The sequence below is a fragment of the Nonomuraea maheshkhaliensis genome, assembly GCF_039529435.1.
Taxonomy (GTDB): domain Bacteria; phylum Actinomycetota; class Actinomycetes; order Streptosporangiales; family Streptosporangiaceae; genus Nonomuraea; species Nonomuraea maheshkhaliensis.
In genome coordinates, this window is record NZ_BAAAMU010000091.1 from 21,990 (window position 1) to 41,088 (window position 19,099).

The window sequence follows — 19,099 nt, forward strand, 5'->3', positions numbered from 1 at the left end:
CTGGTCGAGCAGCTCCTTGCCGTCGCGGCCGAGCCGCGCGGCGAGCGCGCCGGCCGCCGGGTCTGCCGGATCCACCAGCGGCACCGGCAGCGCGCGGGCCACCGCCACCGGGTCCAGCGGCTCGAACACCTCGCCCTCGCGCTGCGACAGCGCCGTCCCGACGGCCGTGCGCTCGGGCCCGAACAGCGTCGACAGCGCCGGGTGCGGCACCCCGCTCTCCAGCGCGCTGACCTCGCGCAGCACGCCGACGAGCTGCTCCTCCATCTCCCACGCGCTCTGGAACCTGTCGGCGGGGTTCGCCGCGGTCGCCTTGCGCAGCAGCCGGGTGAACGACGGATGCCCGCAGTCGGCCGGCAGCGGGTTGGCCACGCCGCCCGAGGCCGGGCTGAACCCGGGGATCGCCAGCACCGCCAGCGTCCTGGCCACGGTGTAGAGATCGGAGGCGATCGACGACGGCTGCGTCTCCAGCTCGGGAGCGTGGTAGCCGACGGTGACCCAGGACGAGCCCACCGGCGAGCCGAACGGCTGCACCGCGCCCAGGTCGATGAGTTTGAGCCGCCGGCCGACCCTGATCACGTTGGCCGGCTTGAGGTCGCAGTAGACCAGGCCGTTCTCGTGCAGGTAGCCGAAGGCGTGCAGGATCTCCCTGCCGTACATCAGGGCCTCGCGCAGCGGCAGCGGGCCCTGGCGGCGCAGCTCGTGCAGCGACTGGCCGCCGACGTACTCCATGACGATGTAGCCCAGCCCGGCCGAGCGCTGGAAGTTGAAGATCTTGACGATGTTGGGGTGGTCGACGGTGGTCAGGAACTTCCGCTCGGCCTCGGCCGCCGCCAGCGCCTCGGCGTCCATGGTGTTGAGCAGGCCCTTGAGCACCACCCACCGGCCGTCCAGGTTCTCGTCGGAGGCCAGGTAGATCCAGCCGAGACCGCCGTGCGCCAGGCAGCCCAGCACCCGGTACTGGCCGGCGACCATGTCGTCCTCGGCCAGCTTCGGGGCGAAGGAGAACTGGGTGCGGCAGTGCGGGCAGAACCCGTCCGTCAGCCCGGGGCGGCCCTCGCGCGAGCGGCCCACCGGCTTGCCGCAGTCGGGGTTGGCGCAGTGGCGCTTCTCCTCCGGCACCTCGGGGTTGGCCATCACCGCGGTGGACGGGTCGCGGTAGGGGACCGAGGGCAGGTCGGCGATCGTGGCCAGCACCCCGGCCCGCGACCTGCCGCTGCTCGACGGGGAGCTCATCGATCTGCTGACCGGCTGCGTGTCGAGGGGGCCCGACAACGGCACCGATGACGGCACCGATAACGGCGCCGACGACGGAGGCAGTGGTGACGGGGTCGCCGCGTGGCCGCACTGGTCGCAGTAGCCCTCCTCGATCGTCCCTGTGCAGCCGGGCTGCGCGCAGCGGGTCATCGCCTACCTCCGGAAATCGCGCGCTGGTAGTTCTCGACGGCCTCGGCCGCCCTCGTCAGATCGCAGGGGGCACTCCACAGCAGCACACGCGCCCGCTCGTACAGCTCCGAGATCACCGGGTCCTCGGCCAGCCCCTTGCGCACCGCCATCGCCTGGCAGGCGCCGAGCCGGCCGCGCAGCTCGTCGCGCCGGGCGACGAGCCCGTAAAGCGCTTTGGCGGTGGCGTACGCCTGGTCGGCGGCCTTGCGGGTCTCCTCCTCCAGCGCCGACAGCCGCTTGGCCCGCAACACCCAGGGATCGGCGGAGGCGTCGAGCGCGTCCAGCTCCCCGGCCAGCGCCTCGACCCTGCTGCGCGGCTGCGCCTGCGGCGGCAGGGCGATCTTGACCACGACCGAGCCGTGGGCCAGCCGGGTCTCGCTCTCGGCGGCCCGCACCCGGTCGAGCGCGGCCACCAGGTCCTCTCTGCGCCTGGCGTACTCGTCCTTGACCACGAGCGCCAGCTCGACCTCCGCCAGCGAGCCGGCCAGCAGTTCGGCCATCCGGTCGAGCTCTTGCGCGACGGAGGGGCCCAGCGGGTCCTCGACCGCCGCCGCGCGCATCCGCCGCAGCTCCGCCTCCTGGGCGGCCAGGTCGGAGCTCTCGCCCAGCAGGCTCTCCAGCTCGCGGATGCGGCGCAGGCGGGCGCCGGCCTCGTCGAGGCGGGGCAGCACGGCGTTCCACACCGCGTCGATGTCGTTCAGGGCGGCCGTGACCTCGCGGAACGCGGCGTCCATCCGGGTCACGGTCTCGTCGAGCGTCAGGCGCGTGTCGGCCTGCGGGCGCAGCGAACGCTGCTCGACCGGCTTGGCGGCGGTCCGCAGCACCACGGATGGGCCCGACAGCAGCTCGGTGAGCCGGGCGAGCTGGTCGGCGCCGAGCCGGGGACGGGAGGCCCGGATCTGCTCGGCGTCGCGCAGCACGGCGCGGTAGGCGTCGTTGAGCGCCCACAGCCCGGCCAGCGCCTCCTGCGCGGCGGCCCAGCGCCGCTCGGTCGCCCCGCGTAAGGAGGCGCCGCGCAGCAACTGGTAGGTGGTGTGGGATTCGAGATCGAGCAGGTCGCCGGAGATCCGGTCACGTTCGTCGGCCCGAGCGCGCAGCGCGTGCTCGGCGCCCTCCCTGCTCATTGGTGGTCCCAGGCTCATCACGCTCCCCGTGAAGAGGCCCCCCGCTGCCCCGTTTATACCGCCTCAACGGCGGGTTCATGGGCTTTAGTTCCTTTGGCTCGGGGTGACCCCTGACTTGTCCCTGATTCAACCCTGCCTCGCCTGCAAACCACTTAACGATCTCTTAGCGTGGTGGTCATGGGACGAATTCTTCTGATCGTCGCGGCCGTCATCGCCGCGCTCATGCTGCTCGGCCCCCTCGTGGGTTTCGCCCTGACGTTGCTCAAGTGGGGGCTCGTCATCGGCGCCGTCGCGTTCGCCGTCATGTTCGCCTCGAAGTGGCTCAAGCGGACATAGCTTCCTGAGGCGTCCGCAGTCATAGTGAGGTGATGGAGGCGCGGCCCGCGGTCGACGATGCCGCGCTCGGGCGCGAGGCCCTGGCCGTGCTCGAGGCGAACTGGACGGGCACCGGCACCGTGCCCGCGCCAGGGCTGTATCCGCACCAATGGAGCTGGGACTCCGCGTTCGTCGTCATCGGCCTGGCCAGACACCGGCCGGACCGGGCCCGCGACGAGCTGCTCAGCCTGCTGCGCGGGCAGTGGGCCACCGGAATGGTGCCGCACATCGTCTTCCATACCCGCGAAGCGTACTTCCCCGGCCCTTCCGTGTGGCGATCGCAGGAGCACGAGGCCGCGCCCCGCGTGCTCACCTCAGGACTCACCGCGCCGCCCCTGCACGGGCTGGCGCTGTGGTGGCTCTACCGCCACACGGGCGACGCCGCGTTCGTCAGGCAGGCGTACCCGGCGCTGGCCGCCCAGCACGACTACCTCGCCTCCGCCCGCGACCTGGGCGGCGCCGGGCTGGCCGCGATCGTGCATCCCTGGGAGTCGGGCATGGACGACAGCCCGGCCTGGGACGAGCCGCTCAACGCGCTGCCCTCGATCCGGTACGGCTACCACCACGTCGAGATGGAGGAACGCCACCCCGACAGCGACCACGACCGCTACGTCTGGCTGGCGATGCGCTACCGGGACGCCGGTTACAGCCCCGGCTACCTGCGCGACGAGCACCCGTTCGCCATCGAGGACCCGATGTTCAACGGGATCTGGCTGGCCTCCTGCCAGGCCATGGCGGAGCTGGCCCCGCTCGCCGGCGTCGATCCCGCGCCGCACGCCGAGCAGGCGGAACGCATCAGGCGGGCCCTGCTCGAACGCCTCTGGGACGGCTGCTTCTACGCCAGGGACCTGCGCGCGGACCGGCTCATCCGGGTCTGCACGGTCGGCGCGTTCGGGCCGCTGCTCGACCCCGGCCTGCCCGCCGACCGGCTGCGAGCCGCCGTCGACGTGCTGGAGTCGGCCAGGTTCATGGGCGCGACCGGCTATCCGGTGCCCAGCTGCGAGATCCGCGCCACCCAGTTCGACCGCACCCGCTACTGGCGCGGCCCCTCCTGGGTGAACACCAACTGGCTGCTGCGCAGGGCCGCGGCCGTGCACTCGCTCGACCAGCTCGGCCAGCAGCTCACCAACGGCACCCTGCGCCTGGTCCGCCAGGCCGGTTTCCGCGAGTGCTTCGACCCCTTCGACGGCAGCGGGCGGGGCTGCAGGGACTTCTCCTGGAGTGCGGCGCTCACCCTGGATCTGCTCGCGGATACTGTGGTCGAATGAGTCTTTTCCGCCGGCTGCCCGCTGACGTGCGCCGTTCCCTGGACATCGAGAAGGGGGAGCGGGTGCTGACGTTCGCCGCCGCCGAGGCGGGCCACCTGGTCGCCACCAACCTCGCGCTCCACCTGCCCGGGGGCACCCGCCTGCCGTACGAGGAGATCGACCGGGCCTCGTGGGACGAGGACGGCCTGCTCGTGATCACCACGGGCGGCGTCCGGCACTTCGAGCGGGTCACCGAGCCGCGCATGATGCCCGAGACCGTACGCGAGCGGGTCAACTCCACGATTGTGGTCAACAAGCACGTGCAACTGCCCGGGAGGGGCGGCGTCCGGCTGGTGGCCAGGCGCAGGCCCGGCGGCGAGATGCTCGGCTGGACCCTCGTCTTCGACGACGGCCTCGACCCCGCCGACCCCGGCCTGCGCGCCCAGGCCGAACAGGCTCTGGAAGGCGTACGCCGCAGCATGGGCGTCTGACTCCTTCTGCGCCGGCGTGGGGGCGGCCGCAGGCTCGCGGGGGGTGTACGGCCGCTCAATCCCCTGCCGATCGGTGCGCGCCTCAGGTGTGCGCCTCAGGTGTGCGCCTGCGGCGCGTTTGTTCAGGCGCGTGGGTAGGCCTCAGTAGGGGATGCCGCTCTCGCGGGCCTTCCGCTCGGCGGCCTCCTCGTCGGGCCAGCCGGTCCCGTTCCCCGTGCCGTGCTCTTCCGAATGGAGGAACGGGATCCGCTGCTGCAGCGTGTCACCCACCCTCGCCCTGGCCATTCCCGCGAACCTCGACGCCTGCGCCCCGACCACCCCGGCCGCTTCCTGTACCCGGGGATTGTCGGCCACGCGCTGCGCGGTCCGCTTGATCTGCTCGTACCGTTCGCGCCCGGCCCGGCTGCCCAGCACGTAGCCGACAGCCAGCCCGACAGCGAATGTCAGTCGATAACGCATTTCGCACCTCCGCTGTCTCCGGGCCTACCCCGCTGACGATGCGACACGCACTCCCGGAGTGCGCTAATCTATTCCTGCGCGCAGCGACGGGGGCACAGACCCCCGGCGAGGTGGGCAAACAGATCGATCCCGCGTAGCTCAACGGCAGAGCAGCCGGCTGTTAACCGGCAGGTTATAGGTTCGAGTCCTATCGCGGGAGCTTCGCTAGAGGCTTCCGAATCACAGGTCAGGCCCCCTCCTCGGATCGAGGACAGGGGGCCTGAGCCGTTCCGGGAGCCAACAGGGGAGCCGCTACCCGGACGGGTCACCGCTCCCGAAGACCGCATCCATGGCTTCGGCACCATGGACGATGATCGGCCTGATCTGATGCCGATAGACGGTCTGCGTCGTGCCGGGCGTCGGGTGCCCGACGAGATCGGCGATGCGCTCCACCGACACGTTCCCGTCACTCAGGATCGGGACGAACGAGTGCCGGAGCTCCCGCACCTTCCAACGGCCACCGATGCCGGCCTTCCCGGTGATCACGCGTAGGCCACGCAGAACGCGCATGGGGTCGAGCATGGTCCCGTCGTCGCGGGTGAAGACCAGGCCGTGTTCCTGCCACGCCTCACCGGCCGCGAGCCGTTGCGTGGCCTGACGGACGCGATGCCGCTTCAGTTCCTCGACCACGAGGGCCGGCAGGGCGAGCGCCCGGCGTGACTTCTTGGTCTTGGTGTCCCCGCCGACCCGGTCGGCGCGCAGGACCGAAATGGCAGAAGGCGTGCCGTCCAGGTCCACGGCTTCCCAGAGGAGCTTGCGCGCCTTGCAGACCGGCCGCGGGGCCGCCTGCGCTCCATCGCGATCCTGGCGCCGGGCGCGCGGCCGGGCTGGCCCGCTACCTTATCGGCAGACGGGCAGGCAGCGCAGAGTAATTGTGGTCGGGCAATATCTCCGACATACCTCAGATATACCGCCCACTCGTACGATCTCATCGTTGGTGTCTTTCGACGAAAGGCGGGATCATGAGGAAACCGGCTAGCTCGGTAATGCGGCGATTCGCTGTAGGGGTTGCAACATCCGTGATCGCTATTGGCGGAGTAGCGATTGTGCCGCAAGCGGCTTCAGCGTCTCCCGGCTTCCTGTACACCAAGTGGGGTGCGACATGCAAGCAGGGGACCACTAAAAAGTCCTACGATACTGGCATCTCGCGGTACAAAGTCGGCGAGCAGCACATCAGGTTCGCGTGGGGATACCCTACGGGGAAAAGCACCGCTCGGGAAAAGGCCTACAATCTCGCGAAAGTCATTCCACTCTGCACCAAAGGAGTCGGGCCCAATCTCTGGAGGTGGAGGCTGGACTACTACGGCCTTGAACGCGGGAAGGTCAGCCGGCTGAGGTTCGCAAAGCATTCGTGCAATCGAACCGGCCCCTGCACCGGGAAGGCGTACGGCTTTACGTACGGAGCGTGGCGGCCGGGCTGGACTCACGAAAAGGCGTGACGAAGGCGAATGGGTTCTCCGCCGCAGGAACGACAGATCTGACCCCCGACCTGAGTGACAAAGCGAGTGACATCGAAGACGCCCGCGGGAACCTACCGATGCCCTACGCGCACATGAACAGACGGGTTGACCAGGCGAAACGCAAGGTCGGGAGCCACGCGCGCTGAACGAGCCGGACTGGATGCGAACTCAGACGAACGGGCTGACCTCGCATCCGGATCCGCATGAACTGAGCCAAACGGCGGGCAGCTGGTTCGAGTCCTATCGCGGGAGCCAGTCATCCAGGCCCTCTTCCTCCGGAAGGGGGCCTGAGTCGTTGCGGGAGCTCGGCGGGTCAACCCGTGATCGTCGGGCGGCTCACAGTCTCACCCCATGGCTTGGGTGCGTTGGCCCGTCTTTGCGTTGCGGGCGCCTGCGGTCCCGGGGGTCCGATCCGATGGCCGGGGCCACCGCGCCGATCATGAAGCCCACGCCCACGACGGCGATCGTAGATGCGCGACGCGCGGCGGGTGCGGAATGTGCGGTCGGAGGCGTGATCATCTGGGTCGCCTCGTTTCCCCGGTCGGGCAACACCTTCCCGCGCATCGTCCTCAAGCACCTGTACGGCGTGCGTACCTCCACCGTCTACGACGTGGACGGCGTGGCCGAGCGGCTCGGGTCCGAACTGATCGGGTTCGAGGAGCGGTCCTCGTCGATCGGGGAGATGCGCGCCTCCGAGCGGCCGCACTTCGTCAAGACGCACCGGCAGCGCGCGGGCGAGGAGGACCCCGCGATCTGCCTCGTCCGGGACGGCCGCGACTCCATCACCTCATGGGCCAGGCTGAACGGCGCGCCCGACTTCGAGGCCGAGGCGCGCAGGATCATCGACCGCCGTGAGGCCGTGGGCACGGGCAGTTGGGGGCGGAACGTGCTGAGCCGGCTCCGGCCGCCCGCGCCCCATCGCGTGCCGCTCCGCCACGAGGACCTGATCCGCGAGCCGCGCCGGGCCGTCGAGCAGGCGGTGGCCGCGCTGGTGCCGTCCCTGCGGCCGCTGCCCGACGCCCGGATCCCCACCTTCGCGGAGTTGCGCCAGGTCGACGGCGGCTTCTTCAGGAGAGGTCATACGGGTACGCACGCGGACGAGCTGCCGGACGAGCTGCACCGGCTCTTCTGGTCCCGCCCCGACAACGTCGCGGCCATGGAACTGCTCGGGTACCCCCGCGACGCGTGAAGCCGGGAGGGGGCGGAACCGCGGTCGCCGTGCTTTGATGGCGTTGGTTCTGACCGGTGCGTTCCCCGACGACCCCCACCACAGGAGTGAACGAGTGGCTTATTCACCCGATTCGCCCGGCCGCTCGTCGCGGCGTCCCCGGCGCACCCCCATCTGGCCGTTGCTGGCGATGGGCCTGTCCTGGATCATCGGCGTTCTGTGGATCGTCGTGTTCTACGTGAACCCCGCTCTGCCCGGCCTCGCCGAGCTGGGCAACTGGAACCTGCTCGTCGGCTTCGCGTTCATTCTGCTCGGCATGTTCTTCGCCCTGGTGCAGGCGGTGGTGGCCATCGTGGTGGCACGCCGCCGGCCCTGAAGCTGAAGGTCGCTTCGGGTGTCTTAAGGCTCGCTTCAGGTGTCGCGGGCGACCCTCTGGGGTGTCGAAACCCTTCGGGGAGGGAGATCCCAATGATGAAGCGACACCTGGCGATCGTCGCCACGGTCGCGGCGCTCGGGCTCGGCGGCATGGCCGGGCCGGCACTGGCCGATGAGCACCCTGACGGGCCCGTCAGGGTGCTCGGCGGGCACGACCGGCACGACGGGTACGACCGGCACGACGGGTACACCGAGCGTGCGCCGCGCGGTGCCAGGCTCGTGTGCTGGACGAGTGACGGTGAGGTCGTGCGTCTGTCCAGGGCCAGGGCGGCCGAGCTGATCGACGGCGAGTACGCCGAGGTCGTGCCCGCGCGGGCCGCGCAGGACGACGTACGGCCCGCGCGAGCGGTCGAGGACGAGGTATGGCGCGGGACGTCCGAGCGGCTGACGATCCGCGTTCCGGCACGCGAGATCGGGCGCGGGAAGGCCGGCAAGCGGTGGCGTGACAAGCGCGTCATCCGCCTCACCTGCGTGTGGGAGGGCCGCGCCCGCCGGTGACCCGGCCACAGTCACGCGCCCCCGGCAGGGTTCCCGGGGGCGCGTGGCATTTCACGCTATGTGACTCGACCATCACCCGTTTTCCCGTTCCTGGGACAAGGCAGGCATGGCACGCAAGGATGGAAGGGCCGGTCGTTCGGGCCGGAGCCGCGGGAACCGTGACGGAGGCGTGGAGAGGGCGCCACCAGGACGTGTCGCCGACCCGGAATCGGCGGGGCGCTCCGCTGACGGAGAAGTGCTGACTGCCGCGTGCCTACCTGGATCAAATCTCTTCGACCCTTCGACGCGCCCGCCGCCCGCACGGTGGTCAGGCGCACCACCGACCTCGGTGAGGCCGAGCGTTTCATCAGGCTCTTCCACGCCGAGAACCCCTCCGCCGGGAACGCGTACGCCCGCCTGCGCGACGTCGCCAGGGAGGTGGCCCGGCGCGGGACCTACACGCACACGTACGAGGAGCTGGAGTTCGGGGCCCGGGTGGCCTGGCGCAACAGCAACCGGTGCATCGGACGGTTGTACTGGCGCTCGCTCAAGGTACGTGACCGCCGCCAGGTGGGCACGGCCGAGGGGGTCGCCCTCGAATGCGTGGCCCACCTGCGCGAAGCCACGGGCAAAGGCAAGATCAGGCCCACGGTCACCGTGCTGCCGCCCGACACGCCCACCCTGCCCGGCTTCCGCATTCTGAACGACCAGCTCATCCGTTATGCCGGATATCGCACTCCGGACGGCGTACGCGGCGATCCGGCCAACGTCGCGCTCACCGAGACGGCGACCGGTCTGGGCTGGCGCGGCCGGGGCGGCCGGTTCGACGTGCTGCCGCTCGTGATCCGGCCCCCGGCGGGCGAGCCGCTTCTGTGCAACCTGCCGGGGGACGCCGTGCTGGAGGTGCCGCTGACGCATCCCGACTATCCGTGGTTCGAGGAGCTCGGCCTGCGCTGGCACGCCGTACCGGCCATCTCGGACATGTGCCTGGAGATCGGCGGAATCTGCTATCCCTGTGCGCCCTTCAACGGCTGGTACATGGGCACCGAGATCGGCGCGCGCAACCTGGCGGACGAGGACAGGTACGACCAGCTCGGGGTGGTGGCGGAGCGGCTCGGGCTGGACACCTCCAGCGAGCGGACGCTGTGGCGCGACCACGCGCTGGTGGAGCTCAACGTGGCGGTGCTGCACTCGTTCGAGCGGGCCGGGGTGAGCATGACCGATCATCACACGGAGTCGCGGCGCTTCCTGACGCATCTGTCGCGGGAGGAGCAGGCGGGACGAGTCTGCCCGGCGGACTGGTCGTGGATCGTGCCACCGCTGTCGGGCAGCGCCACGCCCGTCTTCCACCGCTACTACGACACCCGCGTCCTGACCCCCGCCTTCGTCCACCATCGGTAGGAGGTGTGTCGGGAGCGGAGGCAGCGCAGGCCCCACGCCCGTCCGCCGCCCGTCGCCGCGAGTCGTCCGCTCCGAGCCGGCCGTCGTCGCGGGACGCTCGCTGCCGTCAGGCGGGTGGTTCGGTCAGGCGGTCGCGGAGTGTGGTGATCTCGGCGGCGGTCAGGCCGCCCGCCGTCAGGCGCGCCTCCACGTCGAGGCGCGCCAGCAGGGCCAGCACGACCTCCTCCGTGGTGGTCCCTGCCTCCTCCAGGCGTGCCCGTACGCGCAGGTCGTCGTCGGGCTCGCCCAGCAGGGCGTACAGGGGGCTCAGCCGGGCCGCCGAGCAGGCGTAGTCGGCCAGGATGCCGGCGGGCCCGACCCCGGCCAGCGCGAGCAGCAGCAGCGCGATCAGCCCGGTGCGGTCACGGCCGGCCACGCAGTGGACGAGCACCCCGCCGGGCTCGGCCCGCGCGACGGCGCGCAGGGCGAGGACGCACAGATCGGCCCGCCGGTCGAGGAACGGGCCCAGGTAGAGCGGCGTCCCGCCGTACCGGGCGAGGGCGGGGTCGTCGTGGCGGTGCAGGGGCACGCCGACGACCGTCATCCCGGGCGGGCGGTGGCCGGGGGCGGCGTGGTGCTCGCCGGGGGTGCGCAGGTCGACGATCGTCCGTACGCCGTGAGCGGCGGCGGCCGCCCAGCCGGCCGGGGTGAGCCGGTCGGGCGTGTCGGAACGCACCACCGCCCCCCAGCGCGTACGCCGCCCGTCAACCGTCGCCAGGCCGCCCAGGTCGCGGACGTTGTGGCAGCCCTCCCACGCCAGATGCCGCTCCATGGGACCACCGTATCCTTGCCTTCCCGGGCTAGAACATGGTTCTGTTAGGGCATGGCGGAACTGGTGCTCTCGACGCTCGACGACATGGGCGTGCTCACGCTGACCTTCAACCGGCCGGACACGCTCAACGCGTGGACCGACGCGATGGGGCGGCGCTACTTCGACCTGCTGGCGGAGGCGGAGCGGGATCCCGGCGTGCGGGCCGTGGTGGTCACCGGCGCGGGCAAGGGGTTCTGCTCGGGAGCCGACTTCAAGACGCTGACCGCCATCCAGACCGGCTCGTACGACGAGGCCCCCGACCCCCGTCCCACCACCTTCCCCACGACCATCGCCAAGCCGATCATCGCCGCCGTCAACGGGGCCTGCGCCGGCCTGGGCATCGTGCACGCCCTCGTCTGCGACCTCGTCTTCACGGCCGAGGAGGCCAAGTGGACGACGGCCTTCCCGCGCCGCGGGCTGGTCGCCGAGTACGGGCTGTCCTGGGTGCTGCCGCGCGTCATGGGGCAGCAGCGGGCCATGGACATCCTGCTGTCGGGGCGGGTGTTCTCGGGGCGGGAGGCGTACGAGCTGGGGCTGGCCAACCGGGCCGTGCCGGGGGAGGAACTGCTGGAGCAGGCCCGCGCCTACGCAGGGGAACTGGCGGTGCACAGCTCCCCTGCGTCCATGGCGGTGATCAAGCGGCAGGTGTGGCACGACTGGGACACCACGCTGGAGGAGTCGGCCAAGGCGGCCACCCAGGAGATGCTCGCCTCCTTCGAGCGGCCGGACTTCGCGGAGGGCGTGGCGAGCTTCCTGGAGCGCCGCCCGCCGAACTTCCCGCCCCTGTAACGGCTCCGGCGACGGCCCCGTGACGGCCCCGTGACGGCCCCGTGACGGCCCCGTGACGGCCCCGTGACGGCCCCGCCGGTGTGACGGTGCCGCCGGTCAGGGTGCGGGGTCGGGCGCTGCCGGAGGCCCCTCGACGACCATCCGCAGGCAGCCGTGGAACAGGTCGTCCACGGTGCGGCCGCGCTGGAGGTAGTCGGTCACGCCGGCCATGACGGTCGGGAACATCTCCCGGTACGCGGCCAGGTCGACCTCCTCCCCGCCGCCCGGCCGGGGCCACTGCTCCTCCAGGACGAACCCGATGGTGAAGCGCTCCACCGTCAGGACGATCAGGCGCGCCTGCCGCAGCGCGAAGCCGCGTTCGACCGGCGTCCTCATCGCCAGCTCCGAGATCGCCGCCATCTTGAGCGAGAGCTGGGCCGCCGAGACGATCCTGGCGCCGTCGGGACGGGCCGGCGGCGCTCGGCGCAGCCGGGCGGCCAGGCCGCTCAGCCAGTCCTGCCAGCGTTCCTCCGGCTCTGGCGGCGTCAGGCCGCGGTGCTCAGGGAGTGCGCCGCAGCCCCCTGAAGACGAGGTCGATCAGGTGGCGCGGGTCGTAGCGCGGGTCGCTGCCGTGGTCCACGCACAGGTCGCCGACGCCGCGCATCAGCTCGTACGCGCGCGTGCCCGGCTCGATCTCGCCCGCCTCCACCCCGGCCTCGATCAGCCGGGCGGCGACCGGCTCCAGGCGGTCGAGGAAGTAGGCGTGCAGCGTCGAGAAGCCGTTGCTGTCGGACTGCATCGCCTTGGCCAGCCCGTGCTTCGTGACCAGGAAGTCCACGAAGAGGTCGATCCACCGGCGCAGTGCCTCGTACGGGGAGCCGGTCTCCGCCAGCAGCGCCGGGCCGGCCTCCGCGCAGGCTTCGACCTGGTGGCGGTAGACGGCGACGATGAGGTCGGCCCGGGACGGGAAGTGGCGATAGATCGTCCCCACCCCGACGCCCGCCTTGGCCGCGATCTCCCTGATCGGCGCGTCGACGCCCGAGGCGACGAACACCTCGGCGGCGGCGGCCAGCAGCGTCTGCTGGTTGCGCCGCGCGTCGGCCCGCTTGTTCCTGACCGGCGCCGCGCCGGGCCGCCCTGAGCCGGGCGCCTCGGGGATGGGCTGGTCTGTGGTGGGCACCGTGCTCTCCTTCGCCGACGAAGCGGAACGGGCTCCGGCGACCAATCGATCGATCGGAACGACGCTCCACTTAGTTTAGGCGAAACCGGACACCGATCAGAGAACAGCGTCAGGAGAGGCGGTGATCAGGAGAGGCGGTGATCAGGAGAGGCGGTGATCAGGAGAGGCGGTGGGCGCCGGCGGAGGGGATGGCCGGCAGGAAGCGCGGCGCCTGGTACCCGCGCTCCGCGTAAGCGTCCGCCACCGACCGCTGGACGTCCTCCAGCCGCTCGTCCGGCACCAGCGCGATGGCCGAGCCGCCGAACCCGCCGCCCGTCATCCGCGCCCCCCGGGCCCCGCCCCGGATCGCGGCCTCCACCGCCAGGTCGAGCTCGGGCGACGACACCTCGTACTGGTCCCTGAGCGACAGGTGGGAGGCGTTGAGCAGGGCGCCGATCTCGGTGACCTGGCCGGCCCGCAGCAGGCCGATCAGCGCCTCGACGCGGTGGTTCTCCGTCACGACGTGCATCGTGCGCTTGCGCTCGTCGCCCTTCAGCTGGTCGAGGGCGGCGGCCAGGTCGGTGACGTCGCGCAGGGCGGGGACGCCGAGCTTGCGGGCCGCGGACTCGCACTCGGCGCGGCGCTTGGCGTATTCGCCGCCCGCGTGCTCGTGGTGCACCTGCGTGTCGATGATGAGGATGCTCAGCCCGTGCGCGGCCAGGTCGAGCGGGATGTTGCGGGAGCCGAGCGAGCGGCAGTCGAGGAACAACGCGTGCCCCTCCTTGCCCAGCGCCGAGGCGGCCTGGTCCATGATGCCGCAGGGCATGCCGACGAAGTCGTTCTCCGCCTTCTGGCTGAGCAGGGCCAGCTCCATGGGCGTCAGGCCCAGCTCGTGCACGTCGTTGAGCGCGGAGGCGACGGCCACCTCAAGGGCCGCGCTGGAGCTCAGCCCGGCGCCGCTGGGGACGTCGCCGTCGATCGCGATGTCGGCGCCCTCGACCCGGTCGCCGAGCATCGCGAGCACGCCGACGACGTAGCGGGTCCAGCCCTTGGACTCCTCGCGGGTGGCCATGGTGACCGGCTCGCCTGGGGCCTGGAGGGAGAGCAGGCGGATGGTGCCGTCGGTGCGCGGGGTCAGGGCCGCCGTCACGCCCCACGGCACCGCGAACGGAAGCACGAAGCCGTCGTTGTAGTCGGTGTGCTCGCCGATGAGGTTGACCCGGCCCGGTGCACGCCAGACGGTCTGGGGGGACGCGCCGTACGCGGCACGGAAAGCTTCAACAACGCCCATAATCGAACACTCCTCAACAAAGGCCCGACCGTAGACTAGCGCCATGGAGGAACTGCTGGACCCAGGGCTCGGTCAGGTCCGCGTGTTCCTGCGGCACGACGACAACAAACCGCGCAAACTCAAGTACAACCTCGGGCACAAGCGGCTGCTCACGTTCGGCGGCGCCTACTCCAACCACATCAGGGCCGTGGCCGAGGCGGGGGCGCGCCACGGCATCGAGACGATCGGGGTCATCAGAGGCGAGGAGCACCTGCCGCTCAACCCCTCGCTGGCCCGAGCCGCGGCCTGCGGCATGACGCTCACCTACCTCGACCGGGCCACCTACCGGCGCAAGCACACCGAGGAGGTGCAGTCGGGGCTGCGGGCGCGGTGGGGCGAGGACGTGGTGATCCTGCCGGAGGGCGGGAGCAACGCGGCGGCCGTACGCGGATGCGCCGAGCTGCCCGGGGAGATCGACGGCGACTACGACGTCATCTGCTGCCCCGTCGGCACCGGCGGCACCCTGGCGGGCATCTCGGCCGGCATCGCCGGGTGCCTCGACGCGGAGCGGCGGGCGCTCGGGTTCGCGGTGCTCAAGGGCGGCGGCTTCCTGCGGGAGGAGGTGGCCAGGCTGCAGCGGGAGGCCTTCGGCCGCACGTGGCCGAACTGGTCGATCGAGCTCGGCTACCACTTCGGCGGGTACGCGAGGACGACGCCGGCCCTGGACGCGTTCGCCGAGCGGCATCGGGTCGAGCGGATCTACGTGGCCAAGATGCTCTACGGCATCGTCGACCTTGCCCGGCGGGGCGTCCTCGCGCCGGGCACCCGCGTCGTCGCCGTGGTCACCGGTCAGCCCTCGACCCCGGTCGAGGCGTGCGGCGCCCCGACCGGCTTCGACTCCGGTGAGCCCCGCTGGCGCAGATAGATCGACAGCACCACCATCGACAGCACGGCCAGCAGCTCCGACTGCCAGTTCTGCAGGCTGCGGTTCCAGAACTCCGGCGAGGTCACGTACGAGCCCCAGGTGACCGGATCGCGCAGGTCACTGAGCCGCTCCGCGTTGTACGCCGCCTGCCCCGCCACCGACTGCGCCAGCCACGACAGCAGGAAGACGGCGCCCATCACCATCCCGAGCGAGTTGCTGAGCAGCCACAGCCGCATCCCCTTGACCCTGGCCCAGCGCGGCGAGCCCGGCCCGGCGTGCGGCCCGATCCGCTGTTCCTCGTCCGACTCGCGCCCCTCCTCGCCGAGCTCCTTGGACTCGGGCGAGCCCTTCTGCACCAGCCAGACGGTGAGCATGATGAACAGGAAGAACTGCAGGTATTCGGACTGCCAGTTCTCCGCCACGTCCACCGCGAACGACGAGGAGGTCACGAACCGCACCAGCGAGACCGGCTCGGCGCCCTCGGCCAGCTGCTGGTCGTTGAACTGCAGCAGCCCGGCCACGGCCTGCCCGCCCAGCGCCAGCAGGAACAGGATGAGGAACGTCAGCGACAGCGCGTTCTCCCTGACCCATCTCACAGCCTCGACCATCCGATCGCGAAGAAGCCCGCCAGCCCGAGCGCGATCACCAGCAGGGTCAGCCCGAACATCACCCGCATCAGTCCTCCACCTCGCACTCGTACGGGAGATCGCGCACCGGGCTGCAGCCCGCCGCGCTGATCCGCCAGCCGTCGCTGAAGCGGCGCAGGAAGAGCGTGTCGCCGCGCAGGCGGACCTGCGCCTCGTCGCCCCACACGCTCACCGAGGTGACCCCGCCGCCGGGGCCGAGCCCCAGCTCCCTCAGCGCGTCGGCGCAGGTCTGGCCCCGGGCGGGCAGCCTGTCGGCGGTCTCGCGGGTGAGCATCGCGCACGCGGCCCGCTCCTGGTGGGCGGAGATCGCCGCGTGGAAGCGCTCGGCCGCTCGTGCGGGGGACGCGGTGTCCACGGCGCACGCCGAGACCGGCACCAGGATCAGCGCCAGCACCACGAGAGGCGTTCTCATGGGCCTCTGTTACCCACAGGAGCATCAGGCATGCTCGCCGCAGGGTCCGCTGAGCAGGGTCCGCTGAGCAGGGTCCGCTGAGCAGGATTCTCAGGGCAGGGTCAGTGCATCGGCCCGAGCTGGTCGAGCACCGGCGACACCAGCGCGTTGAGCTCGCGGGCGAGCACCGTCACCGCCCGGTGCGCGCTCTGCTCGACCTCCTCGTGCGGCCCCTCGGGCTCGGGCGGCAGGTCGTCCAGCGGCACCGGCGCCTCGACGAGGAGGGAGGCACGCAGGAACGGGATCCTGGCCAGGTCCTGCTGGGTCGGCTCGACGTACTGGCCGAAGGTCTCCTGCCAGCCCAGCCAGCCGCGGTCGCGCCACCACGTCCGCGAGCGCCGCAGCTCCTCAGGCAGCGGCGACACGACCCTGACCCGCGCGTAGAGCGTGCCGTCCCAGGTGTTGCGGTGGCAGGTCGCCTCCAGAACGCGCCGGTCCCACCGTACGTAGCCGGGGTCGAGGAACGGCGGCGCGGCCAGCCGCCACGCCGTGCAGGCGAAACGCACGGGCGCGATGTCACCCCACTCGAACTCGTCCAGGTTCTTGCGGACGTGTACGGCATAGCGCCCGTCGCGGTCCCTGTCGAACTCCTGATCGATCCAGAACGCCTTGCCCATGAGCACTACGCTACGGCGCTCCCCGGGTTCTACGCGTGAGGACGGGAGATCTCGGAATGCCCTGTGACGCGCGTGCCACATGTGTAGCTTTTTCACATTGTTGGATGACTTTGGAGTGAATGATGGCGTCGGAGCAGCTTGACGCGGCCATGAGCCACTGGAAAGCGGGAGACCTCGACCAGGCCGCCGTGCTGTTCAGGCAGATAGCGGCCACGGGTGACCCGGAGGCGTCCCATCTGCTGGCCGGGCTGCTGATGGAGCAGGGTGACCTGGAGGGAGCGGAGGCGGCGCACAGGTCGGTGATCCAGTCGGGCGACCCCGTGTTCGGGCAGCGTTCGGCCATCGCCATGGGCATGATGCTCGTGACGGCGAAGGAGTGGGCGGCGGCGCACCGGGTGCTCATGATCGCCTCCGACGGGGCGGATTTCGAGGTGGCCGCGCTCGCCGACACCGCCCTCGTGCTCGTGCTCACGCAGCTCGGCGACGAGCCGGGCGCGCAGGCGGCGCTGGAGCGGGCCCGCAGGTGTGACAGCCCCTCCGTGGCGGAGCTGGCCGCCCGCCTGGAGCTGCCCGACTTCGAGCAGGACCCGGCCTCGGCCAGGGACCTGTACGAGGTGGCCGAGACCGAGGACGACTACCGGGCGCTGCTGACCTGCGGCGACCCGGAGGTGGTGTCGTTGTCGGCGTTCAAGCTCTACCAGGCCTACGCCGACGAAGGGAAGTTCGGCGCGGCCCGCGAGGTGTGCGAGCACGCCATCGCCGTCGGCCACCCCGACCACCTGGCCATGGCGCACAGCCTGCTCGGTGCGGTGCTGGTGGATCTGGGCGAGTACGCCGAGTCCGCCGCCGCCTACCGGGTGGCCGCCGAGGACCCCAGGCCCGAGTTCCGGCTGCCCGCGCTGATCGAACTGGCCAAGGCGACCGCGCAGCTCGGCGACGTGGCCGAGACCAAGGCGATCTTCCACCGGGTGATCGCCAGCGGTCAGCGCGAGTACGCCGTCGAGGCGCACGCCTGCCTGGCCCAGATGCACACCGAGGCGGGCGAGAGCGCCGAGGCGCTGGCCGAGCTGCGCGCCGTGCTGGAGGCCGGCGAGAACGAGTGGACCTCGATCTGCGTCGCGCTGCTCGGCATGCTGCACGACGCTCATCGGGAGGTACGCGACGAGGTCGTGGAGCTGGCCGGGCTGGCCGCGGCGAGCGAGGACCCCGATACCTCGTTCAAGGCCGCGCTGCTGCTTGAGCATGCCGCCAGGCAGCAGCCGCTGGCCGACCCCGTCGCGGAGCAGGCGCTCCAGGACATCGACGACGGCCTGGCCCGGCTGCGCGAGGGAGACCTGGCCGAGGCCAGGCGGCTGCTGCGCGGAGCCGTCGACTCCGAGGCGCCGGCCGAGTCGTCGCGGGCCATGGTGGCGCTGGCCCAGCTGGAGCTGGGGGAGGGCGACCGGGAACAGGCCGACGAGCTGCTGGCCTACGTGGCCGAGGGCGACGACGTGGCTCAGGGGCTGCACGCGACGTTCCTGCTGCACCTGCTGCGCGAGTCGGGCGAGGAGTCGCACCCCGTGCTGGCCGCGACCTGCGCCCACCAGCGGCTCGGCAGGGAGGAGGGCCTGACCCGCTACGAGGTCACCACCGAGCATCCCGACCCGTCGGTCTCCGCGATCGGCCTCGCCGTGTTCGCGCAGCTGCTGGCCGTGCTCGGGTACGACCTGTCGGAGACGGCGGCGATGTTCGCGCGGGCGGCGGACAGCGGGGACCCGCTGGCGTTGTCGTACACGGCGCTGATCCGCAAGGACCTGCCCACGGGTGCCGCCCAGCCCGTCGAGTTGCTGCGCCGGGCCAGGGCGGAGGGGCATCCCGTGCTCGCGCCGTGGGTGGCGTACCAGCTCGGCGGGCTCGTCGAGGAGGACGACCCGGCCGAGGCGCGGTCCGCGTACGAGTCGGTGCTGGAGTGCGCGCACCAGGGGCTGCGCGTCGAGGCCGCCGCCGGGCTGGTCGGCGTGTACGAGAGGCAGGGAGACCTGCTGGCCGCCTGCCGCCTGCACGAGCGTCTGATCGCCGAGGGCAGGCAGGACCGCGCCGCGCTGCCGCTGGCGTTCACCCGCGTCAGGATCGACGACGTCGAGGCCGCGCGGGCCGCGCTCGCGCTGACCTCCGACGAGGTCGGCGCGTTCGGCGCGCTGCTGCTCGACCAGGACTTCGAGGCCGCGCGGCGGGCGTTCCCGCAGGACGACGCCCCGGCCGCGATGGCGACGGCGCTGGCCATGGAGAGCGCGCACGCCTGGCAGCGCAAGGG

21 protein-coding genes, 1 tRNA gene and 1 pseudogene are annotated in these 19,099 nt (G+C 71.5%); 12 read left to right on the plus strand and 11 right to left on the minus strand.

What is annotated here, in order from left to right; genetic code table 11:
- A partial coding sequence (locus tag ABFX54_RS40550; protein ID WP_346112161.1) for a protein kinase domain-containing protein occupies positions 1 to 1,194 on the minus strand: 1,194 nt, incomplete at its 3' end.
- On the opposite strand from ABFX54_RS40550, the gene ABFX54_RS40555 reads away from it, so the two are divergent.
- Positions 1,184 to 1,357 (plus strand): hypothetical protein, encoded by a 174-nt coding sequence (locus ABFX54_RS40555; RefSeq protein ID WP_346112162.1) that lies wholly within the window; start codon positions 1,184 to 1,186, stop codon positions 1,355 to 1,357. The genes ABFX54_RS40550 and ABFX54_RS40555 overlap by 11 nt on opposite strands.
- A 43-nt stretch (positions 1,358 to 1,400) precedes the next feature.
- Here the strand turns inward: ABFX54_RS40555 and ABFX54_RS40560 are convergent, their stop codons facing one another.
- A complete protein-coding gene (locus tag ABFX54_RS40560) occupies positions 1,401 to 2,567 on the minus strand; it encodes a coiled-coil domain-containing protein (RefSeq protein WP_346112163.1) in 1,167 nt (388 codons plus the stop codon).
- A gap of 177 nt (positions 2,568 to 2,744) precedes the next feature.
- Between ABFX54_RS40560 and ABFX54_RS40565 the strand changes: the two genes are divergently transcribed.
- From ABFX54_RS40565 to ABFX54_RS40575, 3 genes are read left to right on the plus strand one after another with little or no spacing between them, the layout of a single operon-like run.
- The gene (locus ABFX54_RS40565; RefSeq protein ID WP_346112164.1) at positions 2,745 to 2,903 is read left to right on the plus strand and encodes a hypothetical protein; all 159 of its coding nucleotides are present in this window, start codon (positions 2,745 to 2,747) and stop codon (positions 2,901 to 2,903) included.
- Positions 2,904 to 2,935: 32 nt separating this feature from the next.
- Positions 2,936 to 4,210 carry an amylo-alpha-1,6-glucosidase gene (locus tag ABFX54_RS40570; protein ID WP_346112165.1) on the plus strand — a complete coding sequence of 425 codons (1,275 nt, stop codon included), beginning with the start codon at positions 2,936 to 2,938 and terminating at the stop codon, positions 4,208 to 4,210.
- Entirely contained in the window at positions 4,207 to 4,680 is a 474-nt protein-coding gene (locus tag ABFX54_RS40575; protein ID WP_346112167.1) for a hypothetical protein, read from the plus strand. Before ABFX54_RS40570 ends, ABFX54_RS40575 begins: the two co-directional genes overlap by 4 nt.
- 141 nt (positions 4,681 to 4,821) lie before the next feature.
- Here the strand turns inward: ABFX54_RS40575 and ABFX54_RS40580 are convergent, their stop codons facing one another.
- Positions 4,822 to 5,139, minus strand: a complete 318-nt coding sequence (locus tag ABFX54_RS40580) for a YtxH domain-containing protein (protein WP_346112168.1) — start codon at positions 5,137 to 5,139, stop codon at positions 4,822 to 4,824.
- A gap of 127 nt (positions 5,140 to 5,266) precedes the next feature.
- Between ABFX54_RS40580 and ABFX54_RS40585 the strand changes: the two genes are divergently transcribed.
- Positions 5,267 to 5,338: transfer RNA gene (locus tag ABFX54_RS40585), tRNA-Asn, on the plus strand.
- A gap of 92 nt (positions 5,339 to 5,430) precedes the next feature.
- Here ABFX54_RS40585 and ABFX54_RS40590 read toward each other — a convergent pair.
- A pseudogene (locus tag ABFX54_RS40590) lies at positions 5,431 to 5,928 on the minus strand (tyrosine-type recombinase/integrase); the annotation flags it as partial.
- Between the two features lie 1,221 nt (positions 5,929 to 7,149).
- Here ABFX54_RS40590 and ABFX54_RS40595 point away from each other — a divergent pair.
- The 4 genes from ABFX54_RS40595 to ABFX54_RS40610 all read left to right on the plus strand — a co-directional run bounded on the left by ABFX54_RS40595 (position 7,150) and on the right by ABFX54_RS40610 (position 10,119).
- Positions 7,150 to 7,827: a sulfotransferase family protein gene (locus tag ABFX54_RS40595; protein WP_346112169.1), complete on the plus strand. Its 678-nt coding sequence runs from the start codon at positions 7,150 to 7,152 to the stop codon at positions 7,825 to 7,827.
- 94 nt (positions 7,828 to 7,921) lie between these two features.
- Complete coding sequence (locus tag ABFX54_RS40600) at positions 7,922 to 8,182, plus strand: cell division protein CrgA (protein ID WP_346112171.1); 261 nt, start codon at positions 7,922 to 7,924, stop codon at positions 8,180 to 8,182.
- A gap of 92 nt (positions 8,183 to 8,274) precedes the next feature.
- Complete coding sequence (locus tag ABFX54_RS40605) at positions 8,275 to 8,739, plus strand: hypothetical protein (protein ID WP_346112172.1); 465 nt, start codon at positions 8,275 to 8,277, stop codon at positions 8,737 to 8,739.
- 249 nt (positions 8,740 to 8,988) lie between these two features.
- Positions 8,989 to 10,119: a nitric oxide synthase oxygenase gene (locus ABFX54_RS40610; protein ID WP_346112173.1), complete on the plus strand. Its 1,131-nt coding sequence runs from the start codon at positions 8,989 to 8,991 to the stop codon at positions 10,117 to 10,119.
- Between the two features lie 106 nt (positions 10,120 to 10,225).
- Here the strand turns inward: ABFX54_RS40610 and ABFX54_RS40615 are convergent, their stop codons facing one another.
- Positions 10,226 to 10,930, minus strand: a complete 705-nt coding sequence (locus ABFX54_RS40615) for a tyrosine-protein phosphatase (protein WP_346112175.1) — start codon at positions 10,928 to 10,930, stop codon at positions 10,226 to 10,228.
- Positions 10,931 to 10,981: 51 nt separating this feature from the next.
- On the opposite strand from ABFX54_RS40615, the gene ABFX54_RS40620 reads away from it, so the two are divergent.
- The gene (locus ABFX54_RS40620) at positions 10,982 to 11,758 is read left to right on the plus strand and encodes an enoyl-CoA hydratase-related protein (protein WP_346112176.1); all 777 of its coding nucleotides are present in this window, start codon (positions 10,982 to 10,984) and stop codon (positions 11,756 to 11,758) included.
- Between the two features lie 96 nt (positions 11,759 to 11,854).
- Here ABFX54_RS40620 and ABFX54_RS40625 read toward each other — a convergent pair whose 3' ends face one another.
- The 3 genes from ABFX54_RS40625 to galK form a co-directional block, all read right to left on the minus strand.
- On the minus strand, positions 11,855 to 12,286 hold the full coding sequence (locus ABFX54_RS40625; RefSeq protein ID WP_346112184.1) for a TetR/AcrR family transcriptional regulator C-terminal domain-containing protein: 432 nt from the start codon (positions 12,284 to 12,286) through the stop codon (positions 11,855 to 11,857).
- Between the two features lie 10 nt (positions 12,287 to 12,296).
- Positions 12,297 to 12,896, minus strand: a complete 600-nt coding sequence (locus tag ABFX54_RS40630; RefSeq protein ID WP_346112186.1) for a TetR/AcrR family transcriptional regulator — start codon at positions 12,894 to 12,896, stop codon at positions 12,297 to 12,299.
- Between the two features lie 178 nt (positions 12,897 to 13,074).
- Positions 13,075 to 14,187 carry a galactokinase gene (galK, locus tag ABFX54_RS40635; protein ID WP_346112177.1) on the minus strand — a complete coding sequence of 371 codons (1,113 nt, stop codon included), beginning with the start codon at positions 14,185 to 14,187 and terminating at the stop codon, positions 13,075 to 13,077.
- 43 nt (positions 14,188 to 14,230) lie between these two features.
- Between galK and ABFX54_RS40640 the strand changes: the two genes are divergently transcribed.
- Entirely contained in the window at positions 14,231 to 15,091 is an 861-nt protein-coding gene (locus ABFX54_RS40640) for a 1-aminocyclopropane-1-carboxylate deaminase/D-cysteine desulfhydrase (RefSeq protein ID WP_346112178.1), read from the plus strand.
- Here the strand turns inward: ABFX54_RS40640 and ABFX54_RS40645 are convergent.
- From ABFX54_RS40645 to ABFX54_RS40655, 3 genes are all read right to left on the minus strand, one after another.
- Positions 15,016 to 15,687 (minus strand): DUF6766 family protein, encoded by a 672-nt coding sequence (locus ABFX54_RS40645; protein WP_346112179.1) that lies wholly within the window; start codon positions 15,685 to 15,687, stop codon positions 15,016 to 15,018. The genes ABFX54_RS40640 and ABFX54_RS40645 overlap by 76 nt on opposite strands.
- 79 nt (positions 15,688 to 15,766) lie before the next feature.
- Positions 15,767 to 16,150 carry a hypothetical protein gene (locus ABFX54_RS40650; protein WP_346112181.1) on the minus strand — a complete coding sequence of 128 codons (384 nt, stop codon included), beginning with the start codon at positions 16,148 to 16,150 and terminating at the stop codon, positions 15,767 to 15,769.
- A 101-nt stretch (positions 16,151 to 16,251) separates the two neighbouring features.
- Complete coding sequence (locus ABFX54_RS40655) at positions 16,252 to 16,806, minus strand: hypothetical protein (protein ID WP_346112182.1); 555 nt, start codon at positions 16,804 to 16,806, stop codon at positions 16,252 to 16,254.
- Positions 16,807 to 16,955: 149 nt separating this feature from the next.
- Between ABFX54_RS40655 and ABFX54_RS40660 the strand changes: the two genes are divergently transcribed.
- A partial coding sequence (locus ABFX54_RS40660; RefSeq protein ID WP_346112183.1) for a tetratricopeptide repeat protein occupies positions 16,956 to 19,099 on the plus strand: 2,144 nt, incomplete at its 3' end.